This is a genomic window from Streptomyces sp. NPDC018000, assembly GCF_044328025.1.
Lineage (GTDB): Bacteria > Actinomycetota > Actinomycetes > Streptomycetales > Streptomycetaceae > Streptomyces.
Genome location: NZ_JBIRGM010000004.1, coordinates 133,073 through 151,216 on the forward strand (window position 1 = coordinate 133,073; position 18,144 = coordinate 151,216).

Annotated in this window: 18 protein-coding genes and 2 pseudogenes; 9 read left to right on the forward strand and 11 right to left on the reverse strand. The window is 69.4% G+C overall.

The window, feature by feature from the left end:
- Window positions 1-10: 10 nt before the first annotated feature.
- Window positions 11-694: an alpha/beta fold hydrolase gene (locus ACH4EW_RS12320; RefSeq protein ID WP_398255060.1), complete on the reverse strand. Its 684-nt coding sequence runs from the start codon at window positions 692-694 to the stop codon at window positions 11-13.
- Between the two features lie 226 nt (window positions 695-920).
- On the opposite strand from ACH4EW_RS12320, the gene ACH4EW_RS12325 reads away from it, so the two are divergent.
- Window positions 921-1,799: a chitosanase gene (locus ACH4EW_RS12325; protein WP_398255063.1), complete on the forward strand. Its 879-nt coding sequence runs from the start codon at window positions 921-923 to the stop codon at window positions 1,797-1,799.
- 86 nt (window positions 1,800-1,885) lie between these two features.
- Here the strand turns inward: ACH4EW_RS12325 and ACH4EW_RS12330 are convergent, their stop codons facing one another.
- The 6 genes from ACH4EW_RS12330 to ACH4EW_RS12355 all read right to left on the reverse strand — a co-directional run bounded on the left by ACH4EW_RS12330 (window position 1,886) and on the right by ACH4EW_RS12355 (window position 6,107).
- Window positions 1,886-3,283 (reverse strand): 8-oxoguanine deaminase, encoded by a 1,398-nt coding sequence (locus ACH4EW_RS12330; RefSeq protein WP_398255066.1) that lies wholly within the window; start codon window positions 3,281-3,283, stop codon window positions 1,886-1,888.
- 88 nt (window positions 3,284-3,371) lie between these two features.
- Window positions 3,372-4,319 carry a factor-independent urate hydroxylase gene (pucL, locus tag ACH4EW_RS12335; protein WP_398255068.1) on the reverse strand — a complete coding sequence of 316 codons (948 nt, stop codon included), beginning with the start codon at window positions 4,317-4,319 and terminating at the stop codon, window positions 3,372-3,374.
- Between the two features lie 7 nt (window positions 4,320-4,326).
- On the reverse strand, window positions 4,327-4,731 hold the full coding sequence (gene uraH / locus ACH4EW_RS12340) for a hydroxyisourate hydrolase (RefSeq protein ID WP_398255071.1): 405 nt from the start codon (window positions 4,729-4,731) through the stop codon (window positions 4,327-4,329).
- Between the two features lie 33 nt (window positions 4,732-4,764).
- Complete coding sequence (gene uraD / locus ACH4EW_RS12345) at window positions 4,765-5,274, reverse strand: 2-oxo-4-hydroxy-4-carboxy-5-ureidoimidazoline decarboxylase (RefSeq protein WP_398255073.1); 510 nt, start codon at window positions 5,272-5,274, stop codon at window positions 4,765-4,767.
- Between the two features lie 222 nt (window positions 5,275-5,496).
- Window positions 5,497-5,859, reverse strand: coding sequence for a helix-turn-helix domain-containing protein (locus ACH4EW_RS12350; protein ID WP_398255076.1), 363 nt, complete (start codon window positions 5,857-5,859; stop codon window positions 5,497-5,499).
- Complete coding sequence (locus ACH4EW_RS12355; RefSeq protein WP_398255078.1) at window positions 5,856-6,107, reverse strand: thiamine-binding protein; 252 nt, start codon at window positions 6,105-6,107, stop codon at window positions 5,856-5,858. Before ACH4EW_RS12355 ends, ACH4EW_RS12350 begins: the two co-directional genes overlap by 4 nt.
- Window positions 6,108-6,359: 252 nt before the next feature.
- On the opposite strand from ACH4EW_RS12355, the gene ACH4EW_RS12360 reads away from it, so the two are divergent.
- From ACH4EW_RS12360 to ACH4EW_RS12370, 3 genes and pseudogenes are all read left to right on the forward strand, one after another.
- Window positions 6,360-7,088, forward strand: a complete 729-nt coding sequence (locus ACH4EW_RS12360) for a hypothetical protein (protein ID WP_398256006.1) — start codon at window positions 6,360-6,362, stop codon at window positions 7,086-7,088.
- A pseudogene (locus ACH4EW_RS12365) lies at window positions 7,084-7,347 on the forward strand (GNAT family N-acetyltransferase); the annotation flags it as partial. The gene ACH4EW_RS12360 and the pseudogene ACH4EW_RS12365, both read left to right, overlap by 5 nt.
- Window positions 7,348-7,504: 157 nt before the next feature.
- Window positions 7,505-7,723: a hypothetical protein gene (locus tag ACH4EW_RS12370; protein ID WP_398255081.1), complete on the forward strand. Its 219-nt coding sequence runs from the start codon at window positions 7,505-7,507 to the stop codon at window positions 7,721-7,723.
- 15 nt (window positions 7,724-7,738) lie between these two features.
- Here the strand turns inward: ACH4EW_RS12370 and ACH4EW_RS12375 are convergent.
- Both ACH4EW_RS12375 and ACH4EW_RS12380 read right to left on the reverse strand, forming a co-directional pair.
- Window positions 7,739-8,341, reverse strand: a pseudogene (locus ACH4EW_RS12375) (AMP-binding protein); the annotation flags it as partial.
- Window positions 8,338-10,014, reverse strand: coding sequence for an AMP-binding protein (locus ACH4EW_RS12380; protein WP_398255083.1), 1,677 nt, complete (start codon window positions 10,012-10,014; stop codon window positions 8,338-8,340). The gene ACH4EW_RS12380 and the pseudogene ACH4EW_RS12375, both read right to left, overlap by 4 nt.
- 161 nt (window positions 10,015-10,175) lie before the next feature.
- Between ACH4EW_RS12380 and ACH4EW_RS12385 the strand changes: the two genes are divergently transcribed.
- Window positions 10,176-11,018 carry a response regulator transcription factor gene (locus ACH4EW_RS12385; RefSeq protein WP_398255085.1) on the forward strand — a complete coding sequence of 281 codons (843 nt, stop codon included), beginning with the start codon at window positions 10,176-10,178 and terminating at the stop codon, window positions 11,016-11,018.
- A gap of 251 nt (window positions 11,019-11,269) precedes the next feature.
- Window positions 11,270-11,695, forward strand: a complete 426-nt coding sequence (locus tag ACH4EW_RS12390; protein ID WP_398255087.1) for a cold-shock protein — start codon at window positions 11,270-11,272, stop codon at window positions 11,693-11,695.
- Window positions 11,696-11,742: 47 nt separating this feature from the next.
- Here ACH4EW_RS12390 and ACH4EW_RS12395 read toward each other — a convergent pair whose 3' ends face one another.
- Window positions 11,743-11,973 (reverse strand): DUF6296 family protein, encoded by a 231-nt coding sequence (locus tag ACH4EW_RS12395; RefSeq protein ID WP_093895936.1) that lies wholly within the window; start codon window positions 11,971-11,973, stop codon window positions 11,743-11,745.
- A gap of 259 nt (window positions 11,974-12,232) precedes the next feature.
- On the opposite strand from ACH4EW_RS12395, the gene ACH4EW_RS12400 reads away from it, so the two are divergent.
- A complete protein-coding gene (locus ACH4EW_RS12400; RefSeq protein ID WP_398255090.1) occupies window positions 12,233-12,685 on the forward strand; it encodes a DUF5709 domain-containing protein in 453 nt (150 codons plus the stop codon).
- A 48-nt stretch (window positions 12,686-12,733) separates the two neighbouring features.
- Here ACH4EW_RS12400 and ACH4EW_RS12405 read toward each other — a convergent pair whose 3' ends face one another.
- Window positions 12,734-13,543, reverse strand: a complete 810-nt coding sequence (locus ACH4EW_RS12405; protein WP_398256008.1) for an ArsR/SmtB family transcription factor — start codon at window positions 13,541-13,543, stop codon at window positions 12,734-12,736.
- Between the two features lie 249 nt (window positions 13,544-13,792).
- Here ACH4EW_RS12405 and ACH4EW_RS12410 point away from each other — a divergent pair, with 249 nt between their 5' ends.
- Both ACH4EW_RS12410 and ACH4EW_RS12415 read left to right on the forward strand, forming a co-directional pair.
- Window positions 13,793-16,210, forward strand: a complete 2,418-nt coding sequence (locus ACH4EW_RS12410; RefSeq protein WP_398255092.1) for an endonuclease/exonuclease/phosphatase family protein — start codon at window positions 13,793-13,795, stop codon at window positions 16,208-16,210.
- Window positions 16,211-16,539: 329 nt separating this feature from the next.
- Window positions 16,540-17,862 (forward strand): N-acetylmuramoyl-L-alanine amidase, encoded by a 1,323-nt coding sequence (locus ACH4EW_RS12415; RefSeq protein WP_398255094.1) that lies wholly within the window; start codon window positions 16,540-16,542, stop codon window positions 17,860-17,862.
- The last annotated feature ends 282 nt before the right edge of the window (window positions 17,863-18,144 follow it).

Below are 18,144 nucleotides of genomic sequence, written 5' to 3' on the forward strand. Positions count from 1 at the left end.
GCCTCCGCGCTCAGCTGGTGAAGAACTCCGTGATCTGCTGGGCGACCTGGTCGGGGTGGGTCTCATGCACCCGGTGGCCGCCCCCGATCGTGATCAGCCGGCAGTCCGGGATCAGCGAGGCCATGTCCTGCAGGCGCCCCTGGGGCATGGTGGACTCCGGGCCGCCGGCGATCATCAGCGTCGGCGCGACGATCTCGCCGAGGCCGGCCGCCCACTCGGGGTCGGGGTCGGCCACCTCGGCCCGGATGGGAGCGACGACGGCCCGGTCGTAGTCCACCGGTCCCTCCGGTTCGGCGGCCGGTTTCCTCTCGCTCGGGAACGGCGGCGGGGTCTCCACCAGCACCAGCCGCTCCACCCGGTCCGCGTGCTCCTGGGCGAGCAGATGGGCGACGACACCGCCCATCGAGTGGCCGACCAGGCCCACCCGGTCGAGCTCGCACTCGTCGAGGAAGCCGAGGACGTCGTCCCGCATCAGCTCGACGGAGTACTCGTCCGGCCAGTCGCTCTCGCCGTGACCGCGCAGGTCGATGGCGTACACCCGCCACTGTTCGCCGAGCAGACTCCCGGCCGCCTCCCAGCTCGCTGCACTGCCGCCGAGGCCGTGCAGCAGGACCACGGGCGAGCCGAAGGGGTCGCCCCAGGTCCGATACGCCAGCCGTACATCGCCGACGTCCACAACAGACTGATCTTCCATACCCATGACGCTACAGCCGAAGAGCGGAGACCTTTCACCCGCGGCCCGGCAGGGTTGGGGGTGATCACCCTTCCTCGCCCGCTGCTCATCGCTGCCACCGCGTTGGCTGCTGACGTCGACACCTTCCCCACTCCCTTGTGTCGTAGGGGTGTACGGCACTCGCTCCACTCTGATAGGAAAGCTTCCTAACAGAATGTTGGAACGACGAACTCCCTTTGGAGGACTGGTGCACGCTCCCCATAAGCGCACCGCACGTCGCAACACCCGCTCCGTGCGCTTCGCGGTCATCGCTGTCGGCTTGGCCCTCACTGCGATACCCGTCGCGGCCCACGCCGGTGCCCCCACGCACCCGGCGGTCCATCAGCAGACGGCGGCGGCCCGACAGGCCGTCGCCGCGACCGGGCTCGACGATCCGGCGAAGAAGGAGATCGCCATGCAGTTGGTCTCCAGTGCGGAGAACTCCACGCTCAGCTGGAAGGCCCAGTACAAGTACATCGAGGACATCGACGACGGCCGCGGCTACACCGCGGGCATCATCGGCTTCTGCTCCGGCACCGGCGACATGCTCGACCTCGTCGAGCTGTACACCCAGCGCAAGCCGGGCAACGTCCTCGCGAAGTACCTCCCCGCGCTGCGGAAGGTCAACGGCACCGACTCGCACAGCGGTCTCGACCCGAACTTCACGAAGGACTGGGCGACCGCCGCGGCCGACTCGGCGTTCAAGCAGGCGCAGAACGACGAGCGGGACCGGGTGTACTTCAACCCGGCGGTCCGCCAGGGCAAGACCGACGGCATCGGCACGCTGGGCCAGTTCGCCTACTACGACGCCATCGTCATGCACGGCGACGGCGGCGACAGCACCAGCTTCAGCTCCATCCGCAAGCGGGCCCTCGCCAAGGCGAAGCCGCCGTCGCAGGGCGGCAACGAGGTCACGTATCTCAACGCCTTCCTCGACGCCCGGGTCTGGGCGATGAAACAGGAAGAGGCCCACTCGGACACCAGCCGGGTGGACACCGCCCAGCGGGTCTTCCTGAAGCAGGGCAATCTGAACCTGAATCCGCCACTCGACTGGAAGGTGTACGGCGACAGCTACCACATCGGCTGACGCACTCCCGGGTCACAGCTGTGGCGTGTACGGCAACCCGCCAGGGGCGCCGTACCCGCCACAGCGCGGTACCGGCCCCCGGAGCGTCAGGCTCCGGCGGCGATCCGCGCGAGACGGCGGGCCTCGTCGCGGGTGGCGCGGGCGATGGCGTCCTCGTCCGCGGTGATCAGGCGGTTGCCCTCGACGACCGGCTTGCCGTTGACGAGGGAGAGGGTGACGGGGGCCGCGGCACCGAAGACAAGTGCGGTCACCGGGTCGGCGATGGAGGCGTGGGCGAGGGTGTCCAGCTTCCAGAGCACCAGATCGGCGAGCTTGCCGGGCTCCAGGGAGCCGATCTGGTCGGCGCGGCCGAGTACCTGGGCGCCACCGTACGTTCCCAGACGCAGGGCCTGGCGGGCGCTCAGGGCCTTCTCACGGTGGGCGCCGAGGCGGTTGATGAGGAGGGCGTTGCGCAGTTCGGTGTGGAGTTCGCCGGACTCGTTGGAGGCGGTGCCGTCGACGCCGAGGCCGACCGGGACGCCCGCGGCGAGCATGTCGGGCACCCGGGCGATCCCGGCGGCGAGCCGGGCGTTGGACGAGGGGCAGTGCGCCACGCCCGTTCCGGTGCGGGCGAAAGCGGCGATGTCGGAGTCGTTCATATGGACGCAGTGCGCCATCCATACGTCGTCGCCGAGCCAGCCGGTCGACTCGAAGTAGTCGGTCGGCCCCATCCCGAACAGCTCGTGGCAGAACCTCTCCTCCTCCACGGTCTCCGAACCGTGGGTGTGCATGCGCACCCCTTTACGGCGGGCCAACTCCGCTGCCTGTCGCAGCAGTTCGGTGGAGACGGAGAACGGGGAGCAGGGTGCGACGGCGACCTGGGTCATCGCGTCGAACGAGGTGTCGTGGTGCGCGTCGACGGTCGCCTCGGTGCCGGCGAGCGCACCGTCGAGGGTCTCCACGGCGAAGTCCGGCGGCAACCCGCCGTCCTTCACGCTGCGGTCCATGGAGCCGCGGGCGAGTGTGAACCGCACGCCCATGTCACGAGCGGCCCCGATGACGACGCCGGACAGATCGCCGGCCCCCTGCGGGTGGACGTAATGGTGGTCCATGGCGGTGGTGACGCCGCCGCGGGCCATCATGGCGAGCGAACCCTGCCCGGCGGCGCGGACCATCGGCTCGTCGATGCGCGCCCACATCGGGTACAGCGCGACCAGCCAGTCGAACAGGTTGTGGTCGGTGGCGAGGCCACGGGTGATCCACTGGTAGAAGTGGTGGTGCGTATTGATCAGGCCGGGGGTGACCAGATGCCCGCTGCCGTCGATGCGGCGTACGACGTTCTCCAGGCCCCCGGCTGCCCGGCCCGCACCGACGGATTCGATGCGGCTGCCCGCTACGACGACATGGCCCGAGGTGTACTCGGTGTCGTCGGCGTCGACGGTCGCGATCGAACAGTTCTCGATGACGATGCGTTCCGCGTGCTCACGGGCTGCCGATGCTGTCATGGCACTTCCTCTTCTGCAGGACTGACTGCGGCGGACTCTCCGGCGCCGATGCCGGCTGTGTGCGGGCGGGGACCGGCTCGACGCCGCGTCAGAGATTGGTCATGTCGACCGGGATCTGCGGCTCGGTACCGTCCCGCAGCACGGTGGCCTCGATCAGGCCGTACGGGCGGTCCGCCGCGAAGTAGACCTCGTTGTCGTTCTCGAGGCCGAACGGCTCCAGGTCCACCAGGAAGTGATGCTTGTTCGGCAGCGAGAAGCGGATCTCGTCGACCTCGCTGCGGCTCTCGATGACGCGCGAGCCCATCCGGTACAGGGTCTGCTGCAGGGAGAGGGAGTACGTCTCGGCGAAGGCCTGGAGCATATGCCCCCGCGTCTGCTCGTAGGACTGCTCCCAGTTCGGCATCCGCGCGTCGTCGCTGGTCCAGTTGTACCGCCACTTGGCGGACACCTCGGTCGCCAGGATGCGGTCGTACGCCTCCTTGAGCGTCGTGTACTTGTCCTTGACGTAGCCCCGGAACTCGGAGTCGGTGGAGTTCATCACCACGAGGTCCTTGAGCCCCGAGATGATCTGCCACTGCTCGCCGTCGAAAGTGATCTGGGTGGTGCGCGTCTCCTGGCCCTTGCGTACGAAGGAGTGCTTGACCTCGTCGGCGCCGATGAACCGCGAGTGGGCGTCCGACGCGGCGATGCGCTCCCAGGCGTATTCCTCGATCCGGATCCTGGCCGTCCTGATCGGCTCCTGCGACGTCACGAAGTGACGGGCGAGGTGAATGCCGAACTGTTCGGCCGACTCGATGCCGTGTTCCTTGGCGAACGCGTACACCGTGTTCTTGGTGGTGTCGGTCGGCAGGACGTGGGCGTTGGAGCCGGAGTAGTGGACGTCGTCCATGTCGCCGGAGAGGGCGATGGAGACGGTCAGGTCCTTGATGTGGTGGGTGTCGCCGTCCCGGGTGATCCTGACGACGCGGTTCTCCGCTTTGCCGTACTGGTTCTGGCCGAGGATTACGGGGCTGGTGCGGTGGGATTCGGCGGTCATGTCGCTGCTAGCTCCCTCGGTAGACGGAGTAGCCGAACGGGCTGAGCAGCAGCGGTACATGATGGTGCTCGCCCTCGGTGACGGCGAAGGTGATCACCACCTCGGGGAAGAACACGCCGCTGTCCCTTGCGCGGGGGGCGTCCTGCTGCGCCTCGGCTTGCTCCTTGGAACTGTGCTCATGGGCGAAGTACGTCTCGGTGTCGAAGTCGAGCCGTACGTGGGTGGTGCCCTCCGGCAGTGCCGGCAGGTCCTTGCAGCGCCCGTCCGCGTCGGTCGCGGAGCCGCCGAGTGCCGTCCACGGTGCGTCGCCGCCGCGGCGGGCTGCGAGGCGGACGGCGACGGCTGCGGCGGGGCGGCCGATGCTGGTGTCCAGGATGTGGGTGGACACCGATGCGGTGGCGGAGGTGCTCAAGACCTTCACTCTCCTTCTGCTGCGCGTCCTGTGTTACGCGTCTTCTGTGACGAGACGGGTGAGCCGGATGCGGTTGATCTTGCCCAGTTCGGTGCGCACGATCTCGCGCTCCTGCTCGGGCGAGTTCCCGATCCGGGACTTCACCGCGTCGCGCATCTGCTCACCGGTGGCTCCGGTGGCGCAGATCAGGAAGACATGGCCGAACCGCTTCCGGTAGGCCAGGTTCAGTTCGAGCATCTCGGCCCTGAGCTCCTCGGTGGCGCCGGCCATCCCGCGCTGCTCACGGGAGGAGGCCGGGTCTCCGGGCTTCGGACGGCCGATCGGTGGGTGCCCGGCCATCGCGTCGGCCAGATCCTCCGTGGTCAGCGCGGCCGTGGCGGCGTCACCGGCACGGAGAAGGGCTTCCGCGGTGGCGTACGGGCGTCGGGAGAGGATCGCTCTCCCCCATGCCGCACTGGCACACACCTGGTGCAACGCGGTGGCGGCCTCGTCGTCCGCCAGGGTGTTGAACCGGGTGAGGCCCGGTGTGGAGTTCGAAGTCACGGGAGCCTCCGTGGCTGTTTCCGCTGTGCGTTTCTCCTGTGCGTCTCTTCGCGTCGCGTCGGTCGGGCTGCGGATGGCTGTCGGGCTGCGGACAGCTAACGCCCTCCACAACACCACGTCAACACTTTGTTGAAATTACGCGAACGCAGAAAGCCGTCGCTCGATGCTCCGGACGACAGCCTCCCGTGGCCCTCCGCCGCCTTGGATCGTCCACGGCCTCAACTACTCGCTCCTGTTGAGGTAGTTGTAGACGGTAAAGCGGCTGACTCCCAGCGCACCCGCCACCGTTTCCACACCGTGCCGCACGGAGAAGGCGCCGCGTACCTCCAGGGTCCGCACCACCGACTGCTTGGCCTTGCGGTCCAGCTCTGCGAGCGGCATGCCGTGCCGGCGCTCCATGGCGGCCAGGATGTGGTCGAGCGATTCCGAGAGCTGGGGCAGCCGGACGGCTATCACGTCCTCGCCCTCCCAGGCCAGCACGACGTCGTCGTCCTGCGCCCGCTCGGGCCCGAGCAACTCGGCACCCATGGCGTCGACGAGCGGCTTGACCGCGGCAACGAGAGGGTGGTCCGCCGGTTCGGTCACTTCGAGCCCTCCCCGATGACATTGATCTGGAGCGACACCCGGGTGGCACCCGATGCCAGCGCGCTGCGCAGCAGGGAGTCCACCGCGGCGAGCACCTCGTCCGCGCCGCCCTCCGCCGTATTGCCGAAGGGGCCGACGTCCACGGCGTCCAGGTCGGCGGTCTGGATGACCTCGCGGGCCACGACCGCGTGGGCGGGCGCCTCGTCGAGATCGAAGGGCTCGGTGGTGAACTCCACTCTCAAGCGCACTGTGCCTCCTCATGCGTCGGCCACGCCTCGCTGGCCCCGCGGCTCGGGCCCGACCCTAACGGACGGGCGCCGGGACCGTCCGGTGGCGGCTTCGCCCTCAGAGGCTGTCGGTCCACGAAGTACGCCAAGTCGCTCCCCAGGACCTCGCTCCTGGTGGAGCATGGGGGCACGGAGCGGAGTCGGGCCGTATCGGTCGGCACCGGCGTGCCCCGGTGCGCCGGGGCACGCACCCGGGGCCGGAGGGAGTTCATGGTGGAGTCGGTGCCGGTACGCTGCCCGGCCTGCCGCCGTGACCACGCGTACAGCACGCCGGCCTATCCCTGTCCGTGCGGCGCGCCGACCGCCCCTGCCGTACTGCGCGGCGCCCCGGTCGTGCCGATCACGCACCGCACGTGGAACGACGATTGGGTGACGGTGCGCTGTCGCAGCTGCGGGCGCCACGACCAGTGGCCGCAGCCGGAGCTGTGCTGTCCGTGTGGGACGGTGCTGCGGATACCTGTCCGGCCGGTGACGGAAACCGACAGCACCCCCGGAGCCGCCGACGGGGCCCGGCGCGGCCGGCCGTCCCGCATTCCGCTGCCGCATACGGCGCCGCCGCCCAGGCCGGTGTTCCAGCCCCTGCCGATCCGTACGGCACGCGATGCGGTCGCAAGCGCCGCCCTGTATCTGAAATGGCTGGGCTACCGCGATGTCGTACAGCCGGCGGACCGTTCCCCCGCGCGGATCGACCTGCGGGCCACCGGGCTGATCGCCCAGGTCGACGCTGCCACCCGCCCGGCCACCCTGCGCGACGTCGAGTGCCTCTGGCTGAACGCGCTGAGCGCGTCGGTCACGGGTGTCTTCTTCTCGCTCGCGGGGTATGCGCAGGACGCCGAAGCACGCGCGGACGGCCTCGGCATCCCGCTCTTCGCCATGGACCTCACGGGAATGCCGCAGCCGGTCAACAGCGCGGCGGACGAGCTGATCAGCACCGGCGCCTGAGGCCGACGCGGCCCACATAGAACAGGTCTCCGTCCATCCGTGCGCCGCACGGCGCGGCCTGGGCAGCACTCTCATCGACCACCTCGCCGGGTGGGCGCGCGAGCGGGGGTTGGGCGCGCTGACGCTGACGACCTTCTCCCACGTCCCGTGGAACGCGGCGTACTACGCTCGCCTCGGTTTCCGCACGCTGGGCGAGGCCGAACTCACCGACGGGCTGAGGAAGATCAGGGCGGAGGAGGCGAAACACGGGCTGGACCGCTGACCGAGGGTCTGCATGCGGCGCGAGATCCCGCGCGCCTAACACGACCCGCACCTCAGCGGAACCGACCGGCAACAGTGAGTGCAATCGGTCACTTTCGGGCCGAGGGCCACAAATGTTCGGTCGGTTGTCAGTGGCGGGCCCTAAGGTAGGGGGCATGGCTTTAACTCCACGGAACACACCACCTTTCCACCCGCCGCGCACGACCCGACCGACCCCGTCCGCCACCAAGGCGAACGAGGCGATACGGGCTCTGGTCGACGCTCGAGCCGGACAGGACTGGTCCTCCGCGGAGTCCGCAGCCTACGAGGTACTGCTGATCGAATGGGCGGCCGCGACCCGGGGCGTTTCCGGCGACATCATCGAGGCCGCCTGACAGCGCCCGGGGCGGGGTGGCGCCCTTGGGGAAGCCGGTGGTGCCGGAGGTGTACTGGATGTTGATCGGGTCGCCGCAGGACAACTCGGCTTCCCGGGCGGCAAGTTGCTCCGCCGTCACGGCTCCGGACACGGCCAGCAGCTCGTCCCAGGACGGGTCGCCGATGTAGTGCACGGCGCGCAGGGCGGGGCAGCCCGCGCGGACCTGGTCGACCAGGGCGCGGTAGTCACTGGTGCGGTGCGAGAGCGAGGAGACGAGGAGTGAGATCCCGGCCTGCTTCAGTACGTACTCCAGCTCGTGCGCCCGGTAGGCCGGGTTGAGGTTGACCATGACGGCGCCGATGCGGGCGGTGGCGTACTGCACGAGCACCCACTCGGGGCAGTTGACCGCCCAGATCCCCACCCGGTGCCCCTTGGCCACGCCCGACGCCATCAGCGCTCGCGCCAGCTCGTCGACCGCCGCGCCGAATTCGGCGTACGTCCAGCGTCGCCCCGATACGACGTCGACGAGCGCCTCGCGCTCACCGAACGCCTCGACCGCGCGGTCGAGGTTGCGTCCAATGGTGTCGCCGAGCAGCGCCGAGGTGCCGGTGCCGTGTGCGTAGGACTGCTCGCTCATCGCAGATCCCCCTCGTCGTACTCGGTTCCGGTGCCCTGGGCCGTGCGCTCGCGCAGCTCGATGCGGCGGATCTTGCCGGAGACGGTCTTGGGCAGCTCGGCGAACTCCAGCCGGCGGACTCGCCTGTACGGGGCGAGGACCGCCCGGGAGTGCTCGAAGAGCATCTTCGCCGTGTCCGGTCCGGGCTCCCAGCCCTCCGCGAGCACGATGTACGCCTTCGGCACCGCGAGCCGTACCGGATCGGGGGCCGGGACGACGGCGGCCTCGGCGACCGCCTCGTGCTCCAGCAGGGCGCTCTCCAGCTCGAAGGGCGAGATCTTGTAGTCGGATGCCTTGAAGACGTCGTCGGCGCGGCCGACATAGGTGATGTAGCCGTCCTCGTCGCGGGAGCCGATGTCTCCGGTGCGGTAGTAGCCGCCCGCCATGGCCTGGGCGGTCCGGTCCGGGTCGCCGTGGTAGCCGGTCATCAGACCCACCGGACGGTCCGACAGATCGAGGCAGATCTCACCCTCGGCCGCGCCGGGCTCACCGGTGACCGGGTCGAGGAGCTCGATCTTGAAGCCGGGGCTGGGCCGGCCCATCGACCCGGCCTTCAGCAGCTGGCCCGGGGTGTTGGCGACCTGGACGGCGGTCTCGGTCTGACCGAAGCCGTCCCGGATGGTGACGCCCCAGGTGCGCCGTACCGTCTCGATGACCTCCGGGTTCAACGGCTCACCAGCCGCGACGACCTCGCGCGGCGGGGTCTTCAGCTGGGAGAGGTCGGCCTGGATCAGCATCCGCCAGACGGTGGGCGGTGCGCAGAAGCTGGTGACGCCCGAGCGGTCCATCTCGGCCATCAGCCGGCCCGCGTCGAAGCGGGTGTAGTTGAAGATGAACACGGTCGCCTCGGCGCTCCAGGGCGCGAAGAGATTCGACCAGGCGTGCTTGGCCCAGCCGGGCGAGGAGATGTTGAGGTGGACGTCCCCGGGCTTGAGGCCGATCCAGTACATCGTCGACAGGTGGCCCACGGGGTAGGAGACATGTGTGTGCTCGACGAGCTTGGGGCTGGCGGTCGTACCGGAGGTGAAGTAGAGCATCAGCGGCTCGTCGGCGTCGGTCTCCCGGTCCGCCCCGAAGGTCTCCGGCTGGTCGTCTGCGCCGGTGTACGACAGCCAGCCGGGAATGTCGGCACCGACCGAGATCCGGGTGTAGTCGCCGGGCACCTCGTCGAACTTGGCGGTGTCGGTGTGCCGTACCAGGACGTGCCGGACCCGGCCGCGCTCCACCCGGTCGCGCAGATCGACCGGGCCGAGGAGCGGGGTGGCAGGGATGACGACGGCGCGCAGCTTCATCGCGGCGAGGGCCGTCTCCCACAGCTCGACCTGGTTGCCGAGCATGACCAGGATGCGGTCCCCGGCCCGTACGCCCTGGGCGCAAAGCCAGTTCGCGGCCTGGTTGGAGCGGGCGGACATCCGGGCGAAGGACACCTCGGTGCGGCCGCCGTCCTCCTCCACGATATGCAGGGCGGTGCGGTCGTTGTTCTCGGCGACGGCGTCGAACCAGTCGAGCGCCCAGTTGAAATGGCCGGTCCGGGGCCAGCGGAAGCCCTCGTAGGCCGCGTGGTAATCCTCGCGATGCCGCAGCAGAAAGTCCCGGGCGGCCCGAAACGTTTCCGTCGCGCTGGTTGCCGACATGTGCCCTCCTCATTCCGGACCGGTCGTTTCACATCATGTAAACCGGTCGTTTGACATCATGTAAACGGTGATCCAGGTCTCACTACCCCCGAACGGGGGTGCAGCAGGCGAGGCTGTCGATCCCCTGCGGCCCGGCAAGGACCGGGCAGAGAGGCGTCAGCGTGCCGGAACCCGTCGATGCGGTCGAGATGCAAGCAGCGCTGCTGCGGCTGCGCCGGACCAGTGGGCTGCCCGTGGCCTTCGGCGGGCTGCTCTCGGACGCCCGGCATGCCCGGATCGCCGAGCTGAACGGGGCGCAGACCACCGTCCTGCGCGGCCTCGTGATCTCGGCGGGCAGCGGGCTCGGCGGCAAGTCGATCGCCCTGTCCCGGCCGTGTGCGGTGACCGACTACCGCTCCTCGCGGCACATCAGCCACGAGTACGACCTGGCGGTGGCGGCGGAGGGCCTGCGCTCGGTGGTCGCGGTGCCCGTCGTCGTACGGCGTAAAGTGCGCGGCGTGCTGTACGGGGCGCTGCGCGAGCCGATCGCGCTCGGGGACCGTACGTTCGACGCGGCGGTCGCCGCTGCCCGCGATGTGGAACAGACCCTGGTCGTACGGGACGAGGTGCAGCAGCTCCTGTCCGTGACCCGGGAGCAGGTCACGGACCCGAGGGCGGCGCCGGAGGCCTGGGAGGACGTCCGCGAGGCCCATCGCGAACTGCGTTCCCTGATCCCGAAGATCGTCGACCCGGCGCTGCGCGACGAGTTGCTCTCGGTGTGCGGGCGGCTCACCTCGGCGGCCGGGGCCCGCGCGCCGAAGCCCTGCGGGGTGCACCTGGCGCCGCGCGAGGTGGATGTGCTGGCCTGCGTGGCGGCGGGGACGACGAACGCGGTGGTGGCGGAGCGGCTGGGACTGCGGCCGGAGACGGTGAAGGGGTATCTGCGTTCGGCGATGCGGAAGCTGGGTGCGCACACACGTCTGGAGGCGGTGGTGGCGGCACGGCGGGCAGGACTGCTGCCGTAGCGCGACGGCGGGAGCTCACCCTCTTCGCGGCCATGGACGGCACGCCACGCAGGCTTGCGGACATCTCCTGTCCTCATCGGGTGCCGCGCTCCGACCCGTACACCCCCGGCCGCCGCCCGGCCCGAAGCCCTCGCCCCGGTACCGGCGATTCCCCGCGATCGGGTCGCGCCGCCCGGCCGCGCGGGGCTATTCTCCGGTCGAGCCATGTGTGGCACATGGGCAAGGGGCCCGATTCTTTCTTGGGGGTTGGTGTGGTTTCTGGTCGCGTGGTGCGGTTCGACGGCGCACGGGGATACGGCTTCATCTCACCCGATCACGGCGGTGAGGATGTGTTTCTCCATGTGAACGACATGTTGATCCCTGAGTCCTACGTACACACGGGTACGGCGGTCGAGTTCGAGATCGAGGACGGTGACCGCGGACTGAAGGCGTCATCCGTCCGGCTCGCCGAGGGCCCCGACGGAAAGCCGCTGACTCCTCCCAGGCCCGCTGCGGTCAATGCTTCCCGGGCGGCGGACGACGACGCCTTGTGCGATGTGCTCAGTGCGGCCGAGTACACCAAGGAGGTGACCGACGTCCTGCTGCAGTCGGCACCGTCACTGACGGGTGCTCAGATTCTGCAGGTCCGGAGCGGGTTGCTGCAGTTCGCCAAGAACCACGGCTGGACCGAGGGCTGACCTCCCTGCCGTACGGTCATGATCCGCCGGACAGGCGTCAGGCGCATTCAGGCACTCGGCTCCCGCACCACCAGCGGGGTGCCGAGCACCTGGTGTCCGCCGCTGGCGAGCATGCGCACCTCTCCTCGGTCGCTGATCTCCGCGCGCACGATTCCGGTCTCGTCCTCGTAGATCGGGTATCCGCCCGCCCCCGACTGCGCCGTACGCCGGACGATCACCGTGTCGTCCTCCACAGCGGACGCCTGAAATACCAACTGGTAGCTCTCCGGGTAATCCATGGCGGTTCTCCCGATACGGATGGGACAGGGCATGGTCCGCCTGCACATCCCATCGTCCCCCGGACGAGCCCACCGCGCCCGGGCAGCGGCCCGCGGCTGCGGGCCGATACCCGGGCCACTCGGGCCGGTCGGCCTTATCCTGAAGCCATACGGGCGGTTCGACGGCACTCGGGCGCTTATCGAAGACATGCCCCCTTTCCCCCGAGTCGCGTGTGCGGCATGCACGACCGGGATCCCCGAAACCGGGAAGGGACACACCATGAAGGATGCCGACATGGGAGACGATGTCTACCAGCCCCAAGAGCCAGAGGCCTCCGACCCCACCGAGCAGCTCGTCCTCGAGGACACCCTGGACAACCGGGGGCTGACCGACCTCCTCGACGAGGGCTACTCCCCGCCCGAGCGGCCGTGGGCGGTGGAAGACCGGGGCACCACGGCCGCCGAACAGCACAGTGGCGAGCCACTGGAGGGCCGCCTGGCACGGGAACTGCCCGATGTCACCGAAGCCGACGGTGACGACCTGGGAGATCTGTCCGACGGTGACGGCGAGCTCTGGGACGCGGAGGTCGGTTCGGTACGCGCCGGCCGTCTCACCCGGCAGCTGGACATCAATGAGCCGGACACCCTCGCAGCCGAGGACGTCGGGATCGACGGAGCGGCGGCATCGGCCGAGGAAGCGGCCATGCATGTCGTCCCGGACAGCCTGGCGTGAGAGGGCCACCCCCTCCGGCCCTGGAGAAAGCCGTGGCGGCCGCCTGTGTCAGGCCGGCTCGTCGAGGAACTTCCCGCCCTCCAGAAGGGTCTTGAGCGACGAGACGATCGCGACCCAGCCGCCGCTGACACCCTCCAGCATCTTGCTGTCCGGGCTGTCGAACCCGTCATGGGTGATCGTCAGCTTGATGCCCATCTCGGGCTCGTCGGCAGGCTCGATGTCGAAGGTGACCTTCGACCGCTCCCGGACGGCCTTGTCCCACTCCTCGTCCGAGGCGAAGTCGAACATCTGGCGGTGCATGGGCTGCAGGGTGTGCCAGGTGTACGAGAGCCGCTTGCCGGGCTCCGCCTCCAGGACCCGCTGGCCGACCTCCTCGAACTCGCCGTCCGGGTCCATCTTCCAGCGCACCGGCGCACCGACCTCCCAAGTCGACTCGGGGCCGTAACCGCCCATGTAGATCTTGATGAACTCGGGGTCGGTCAGCGCCTGATAGAGCTTCCCGGCGGTGGTCTGGATGTAAATGACGTAGACGAACTCGGGCTTGTCCATGGCCGTTCCTTCCAGGGTCTGTTCGATGCGGGACAGCGCGGTCGGACGGTGACGTTCGTACCGGCCGATCCAGCGGTCTGCGACCTCCTGGATCGGCACCGGGTTGAGGTAGTGCAGCTTCTCCCGGCCCTGGCGCACAGCGGTGACCAGCAGCGCCGATTCCAGCACCGCCAGGTGCTTGCTCACCGCCTGCCGGCTCATGCCCAGACCCTCGCCCAGCTCGCGCAGGGTCTGGCCGCCCCGCGCGTCGAGCCGGTCGAGCAGCTCCCTGCGGCTCGGATCGGCGAGCGCCTTGAATATCGGGTCCATCGCCGCCATCACCGTCACCATCCGCCAACACGGTCACCATCGCCTGCTCGCCTTCCCTACCCCACCATAGGCAACCTTTTGGTTGCATGCCGAGCCGTGACCGGCCCGAAGGCCCCACCACACCTCCGCCTGTCGCCCCATCGCCTCCGGGCCGCCTCGACGATTTCTGGAATTAACTTCTGATGTCTTGTCACGGCTGGTTCTACGCGCATAGTTTTTGCCCTCACCACACTTCGGGAGCAGCCCACCGTGCACATATCCAGACCCCGTTCCGTCCTGCTGGCCGGCGCCGTCGCCGTAACCCTCTCAGCCACCGCGCTGCCCGCCGCCTTCGCGGCTCCGTCCTCGACCGCCGTGATCTCCGAGGTGTACGGCGGCGGGGGCAACTCGGGTGCGGCGCTCACCCGCGACTTCATCGAGCTGGCCAATGCCGGTTCCGCCGCGTACGACCTCTCCGGTCTCAGCGTGCAGTATCTGCCCGCCGCGCCTTCCGCCGGTTCGCTGTGGCAGGTCTCCGCGCTGAGCGGGTCCGTCGCTCCCGGTGGCCGCTACCTCGTCGCCGAGGCAGCGGGCACCGGCGGAACCGTCGCCCTGCCGACGCCGGACGCCACCGGCACGGTCGCGATGGCAGCCGGCGGCGGAACCGTCGCGCTTGTCTCCGGCAAGACTCCGCTGACCTGCAAGACGGCGGCTGACTGCGCCGCCGACACGCGGATCGTGGACCTCGTCGGCTACGGCACCGCGGTCGTACGGGAGGGCAGCGGCCCGGCGGCGGGAGCGTCGAACACCTCCTCGGTGGCGCGCGGTACGTCCCTCGCCGACACCGACGACAACGCCCACGACCTCACCGCGGGCACCCCGACACCGGTCAACTCGGCCGGTGAGACATCCGGTGGATCCGGTCCGGAGGACCCCGGCGGCCCGACCGAACCAGGCACCGTCCGGATCCACGACATCCAGGGCACCACCCGTGTGTCGCCGCTGAAGGGCCGGCCGGTGGCCGGTGTCCCCGGCATCGTCACCGGCGTACGGACCACCGGTTCGCGCGGCTTCTGGATCCAGGACACCACGCCGGACACGGACCCCCGTACCAGCGAGGGTGTGTTCGTCTACACCGGCTCCACCGCGCCAAACGTCGCCGTGGGCGACTCGGTGCTGGTCAGCGGCAAGGTGGACGAGTACTACCCGTCGTCGACCACCCAGTCGATCACCGAGATCACCGCCCCGAAGACGACGGTCCTGTCCTCGGGCAACGCGCTGCCGGCCCCGGTCGTGCTCGACGCGGCCTCGGTGCCGGACGCGTACGTCCCCTCGGCGGGCGGCGGTTCGATCGACCCGCTGGCCCTCGCCCCGTCGGTGTACGCCCTCGACTTCTACGAGTCGCTCGAAGGCGCCCGGGTCCGGATCTCCGACACCCGGGTGACGGGGGCGACGACCGCGTACGACGAGGTCTGGGTGACCGTCAAGCCGGACGAGAACCGGACCCGTCGGGGCGGCACGCTGTACTCCTCGTACGACGACCAGAACACCGGCCGAATCAAGGTGATGTCGCTCGACCCGGCCCGGCCCGTGCCCGTCGCCGACGTGGGCGACGAGCTGTCCGGCGCCACCACCGGCGTCGTGGACTACGCGTCCTTCGGCGGCTACAGCCTCCAGGCCACCGAGCTCGGCACGCTCACCGACAACCGCCTCCGGCGCGAAGTCACGCGGAAGCAGAAGGGCAACGAGCTCGCCGTCGCCACGTACAACGTGGAGAACCTGGACGCCCTCGACGAGCAGGCCAAGTTCGACGACCTCGCCAAGGGCGTCGCGGCCAACCTCTCCTCCCCGGACATCGTGTCGCTGGAGGAGATCCAGGACGACAACGGTGCGGTGAACGACGGCACGGTCGGCTCAGAGGCGACGCTGAAGCGGTTCACCGACGCGATCGTGGCCGCGGGCGGTCCGCAGTACGCATGGCGGTACATCGCCCCCGAGAACGGCAAGGACGGCGGCGAACCCGGCGGCAACATCCGTAACGTCTTCCTCTTCAATCCCGAGAGGGTCGACTTCGTGGACCGCGCGGGCGGCGACGCGACCACCGCCGTGAGCGCGGTGAAGACGAAGAAGGGGGTGAAGCTCTCGGCATCGCCCGGCCGGATCGCCCCGGCCGACGATGCGTGGGCCGACAGTCGCAAGCCGCTCGTCGGCGAGTTCCGCTTCCATGGGAAGCCGGTCTTCGTCATCGCCAACCACTTCACGTCCAAGGGCGGCGACCAGCCCCTGCACGGCCGGTACCAGGAGCCGCGGCGCAACTCGGAGACCAAGCGGGTGAAGCAGGCGACAGAGGTGAACACCTTCGTCAAGTCGCTGCTGGCCGCGGACGATTCGGCCCGGATCATCACGCTCGGCGACCTCAACGACTTCGCCTTCTCCCCGACGATGGACGCGCTGACCAGCGGCAAGGTACTCAAGCCACTGATCACCACGCTGCCCGCGAACGAGCAGTACAGCTATGTCTACGAGGGCAACTCGCAGACGCTGGACCACATTCTGACCAGCCCCGGCGTCCGCCGCTTCGACTACGACGTGGTGCACATCAACGCGGAGTTCGCGAACCAGGCAAGCGACCACGACCCGCAGATCGTGCGGGTGGACGTCAACGCCCGGGGCTACCACGGGCGTTGACCTCAGGACCTGAACGGATGTCGCGGGCCGCGTGGGAGCGGCCGGTCGTCCGACGTCCACCTCCCAGCCCTGCCCGTGACCGCCGAACGGTCACGGGCAGGGCTCTGACCTGCGCCTCAACCGCATCGGAGTGAAAAGGGCTTCGACACACGGTCAAGTGATTGTCATGCCCTGAACACGCCGATACTCTCAGCGGGCTTCGGCCCCCGGGGCGTGTTTCGAAAGTGGCGTCGTCCGCCCCCGGCCGGACGGGGCTTTCGAAACACGCCCCGGGCCCACCCCACTCGGGCCCGGGGGCCGTTCTTCTCCCCCACAGAGCAGGAGCAGGTATGCCCAGACGAGCCGCCGCCCACCACGCCAAGGTCGGCGCATCCGTCCTAGCGGCCCTCACGGTCACGGCCCTGGCCGCGACCGGCAGCCCGGCCTTCGCCGCTCCGGCCGGCGGCCATTCGATGAACCAGGCGTTCGCACGGGCGGCCGCGAAGTTCGACGTACCGCGTGATCTGCTCGCCGCCGTCGGCTACGGCGAGACCCATCTCGACGGCCACTCCGGGCGCCCCAGCCAGGCGAACGGGTACGGCGTGATGCACCTGGTGAGCAACCCCACGAACCGGACACTGGAGCAGGCGGCCGCCCTCACCGGCGAACCCCTCGCCGACCTCCGCACCGACACCGCAGCCAACATCATGGGCGGCGCGGCGGTGCTGCGCGGTTACGCGGACAAGGTCGGCCTCGGCGACCGGGAACGCGACGACGTCAACGCCTGGTACCCGGCCGTCGCCCGGTACAGCGGCTCGACGGGGCACGCCGCCGCCCTCTACGCCGACACCGTGTACACCTTTCTGGCCCACGGGCTCCACGCCACCGTCCCCGGCGGTGAGCAGATCTCGGTGACGGCCCGTCCGGTCTCGCCGCACAAGGGCTCGCTCGACACCACCGACGTACCTGCCCAGAGTCCCGACTACCCGTCGGCCGTGTGGGTTCCGGCCCATGCGGAAAACTTCGCCGTCGGCCGGTCGGCGAAGATCGACAAGGTGATCATCCATGTCACACAGGGCTCGTACGCGGGCTCGATCAGCTGGTTCCAGAACCCGACGGCAGAAGTCAGCGCCCACTACGTGGTGCGTTCCTCCGACGGCCGGATCACCCAGATGGTGCGTGACCGCGACACCGCGTACCACGCGCGGGGCCAGAACGCCTCGGCGCTCGGCATCGAACACGAGGGGTTCGTCGACGACCCGTCCTGGTTCACGGACACGATGTACCGCTCTTCGGCGGCCCTGACAAAGCATCTGTGCGACCGGTACGGGATCCCGAAGGACCGGGCGCACATCATCGGACACAACGAGGCAGCGGGCAGCGACCACACGGACCCGGGCCGGTACTGGGACTGGACGCGCTACATGCAGTTGGTGGGCGGGGACACCGGTGGCGGCTCCAGCCGTGACGGGCTGGACTTCACCGCGTACGCGGCCCGGCGGAGCGGCTCGACGGGCGCTCAGGTCAAGGCGGTTCAGCGGCTGCTGGGCGAGCAGGGCTACGTGGCGGGCGCGGTGGACGGCAGCTCCGGTTCGGCGACGCTGACGGCAGTGCGCACCTACCAGGCGAGCCGGGGCCTGACGGCCGACGGCATCGTGGGGCCGGGCACCTAAACGGCATTGCAGGCGGGGTACTGACGAAGACCTCACGGGGGCGGGGCGGGGTGGTGCGGACAGCGCACCGCCCCGCCCCGCCCCCGGCATCGTCAAGCCCTGCGTCACGTTTGAGTAACCTGCCGGAAACCCTTGACGTTTCTCCTGACTCGTTCTTAACCTCACTGCGTAGTTCGTACTTTTTGCAGTTCACGTGCTGCGGCGCTTTCCGCAGTGTTTTGACAGGCACAGACATAGACCACCTGTCGGTGGTTTCGTCGTGCCTGTTTCTCTGTGCTCCCC

What these genes read in the sequence shown, in the direction of transcription:
- ACH4EW_RS12320 (WP_398255060.1), bottom strand. Translation starts at nt 694, where the DNA reads ATGGAAGATCAGTCTGTTGTGGACGTCGGCGATGTACGGCTGGCGTAT.
- ACH4EW_RS12330 (WP_398255066.1), bottom strand. Translation starts at nt 3,283, where the DNA reads ATGACAGCATCGGCAGCCCGTGAGCACGCGGAACGCATCGTCATCGAG.
- pucL (WP_398255068.1), bottom strand. Translation starts at nt 4,319, where the DNA reads ATGACCGCCGAATCCCACCGCACCAGCCCCGTAATCCTCGGCCAGAAC.
- ACH4EW_RS12370 (WP_398255081.1), top strand. Translation starts at nt 7,505, where the DNA reads ATGGCTTTAACTCCACGGAACACACCACCTTTCCACCCGCCGCGCACG.
- ACH4EW_RS12380 (WP_398255083.1), bottom strand. Translation starts at nt 10,014, where the DNA reads ATGTCGGCAACCAGCGCGACGGAAACGTTTCGGGCCGCCCGGGACTTT.
- ACH4EW_RS12395 (WP_093895936.1), bottom strand. Translation starts at nt 11,973, where the DNA reads ATGGATTACCCGGAGAGCTACCAGTTGGTATTTCAGGCGTCCGCTGTG.
- ACH4EW_RS12400 (WP_398255090.1), top strand. Translation starts at nt 12,233, where the DNA reads ATGAAGGATGCCGACATGGGAGACGATGTCTACCAGCCCCAAGAGCCA.
- ACH4EW_RS12405 (WP_398256008.1), bottom strand. Translation starts at nt 13,543, where the DNA reads ATGGACCCGATATTCAAGGCGCTCGCCGATCCGAGCCGCAGGGAGCTG.
- ACH4EW_RS12415 (WP_398255094.1), top strand. Translation starts at nt 16,540, where the DNA reads ATGCCCAGACGAGCCGCCGCCCACCACGCCAAGGTCGGCGCATCCGTC.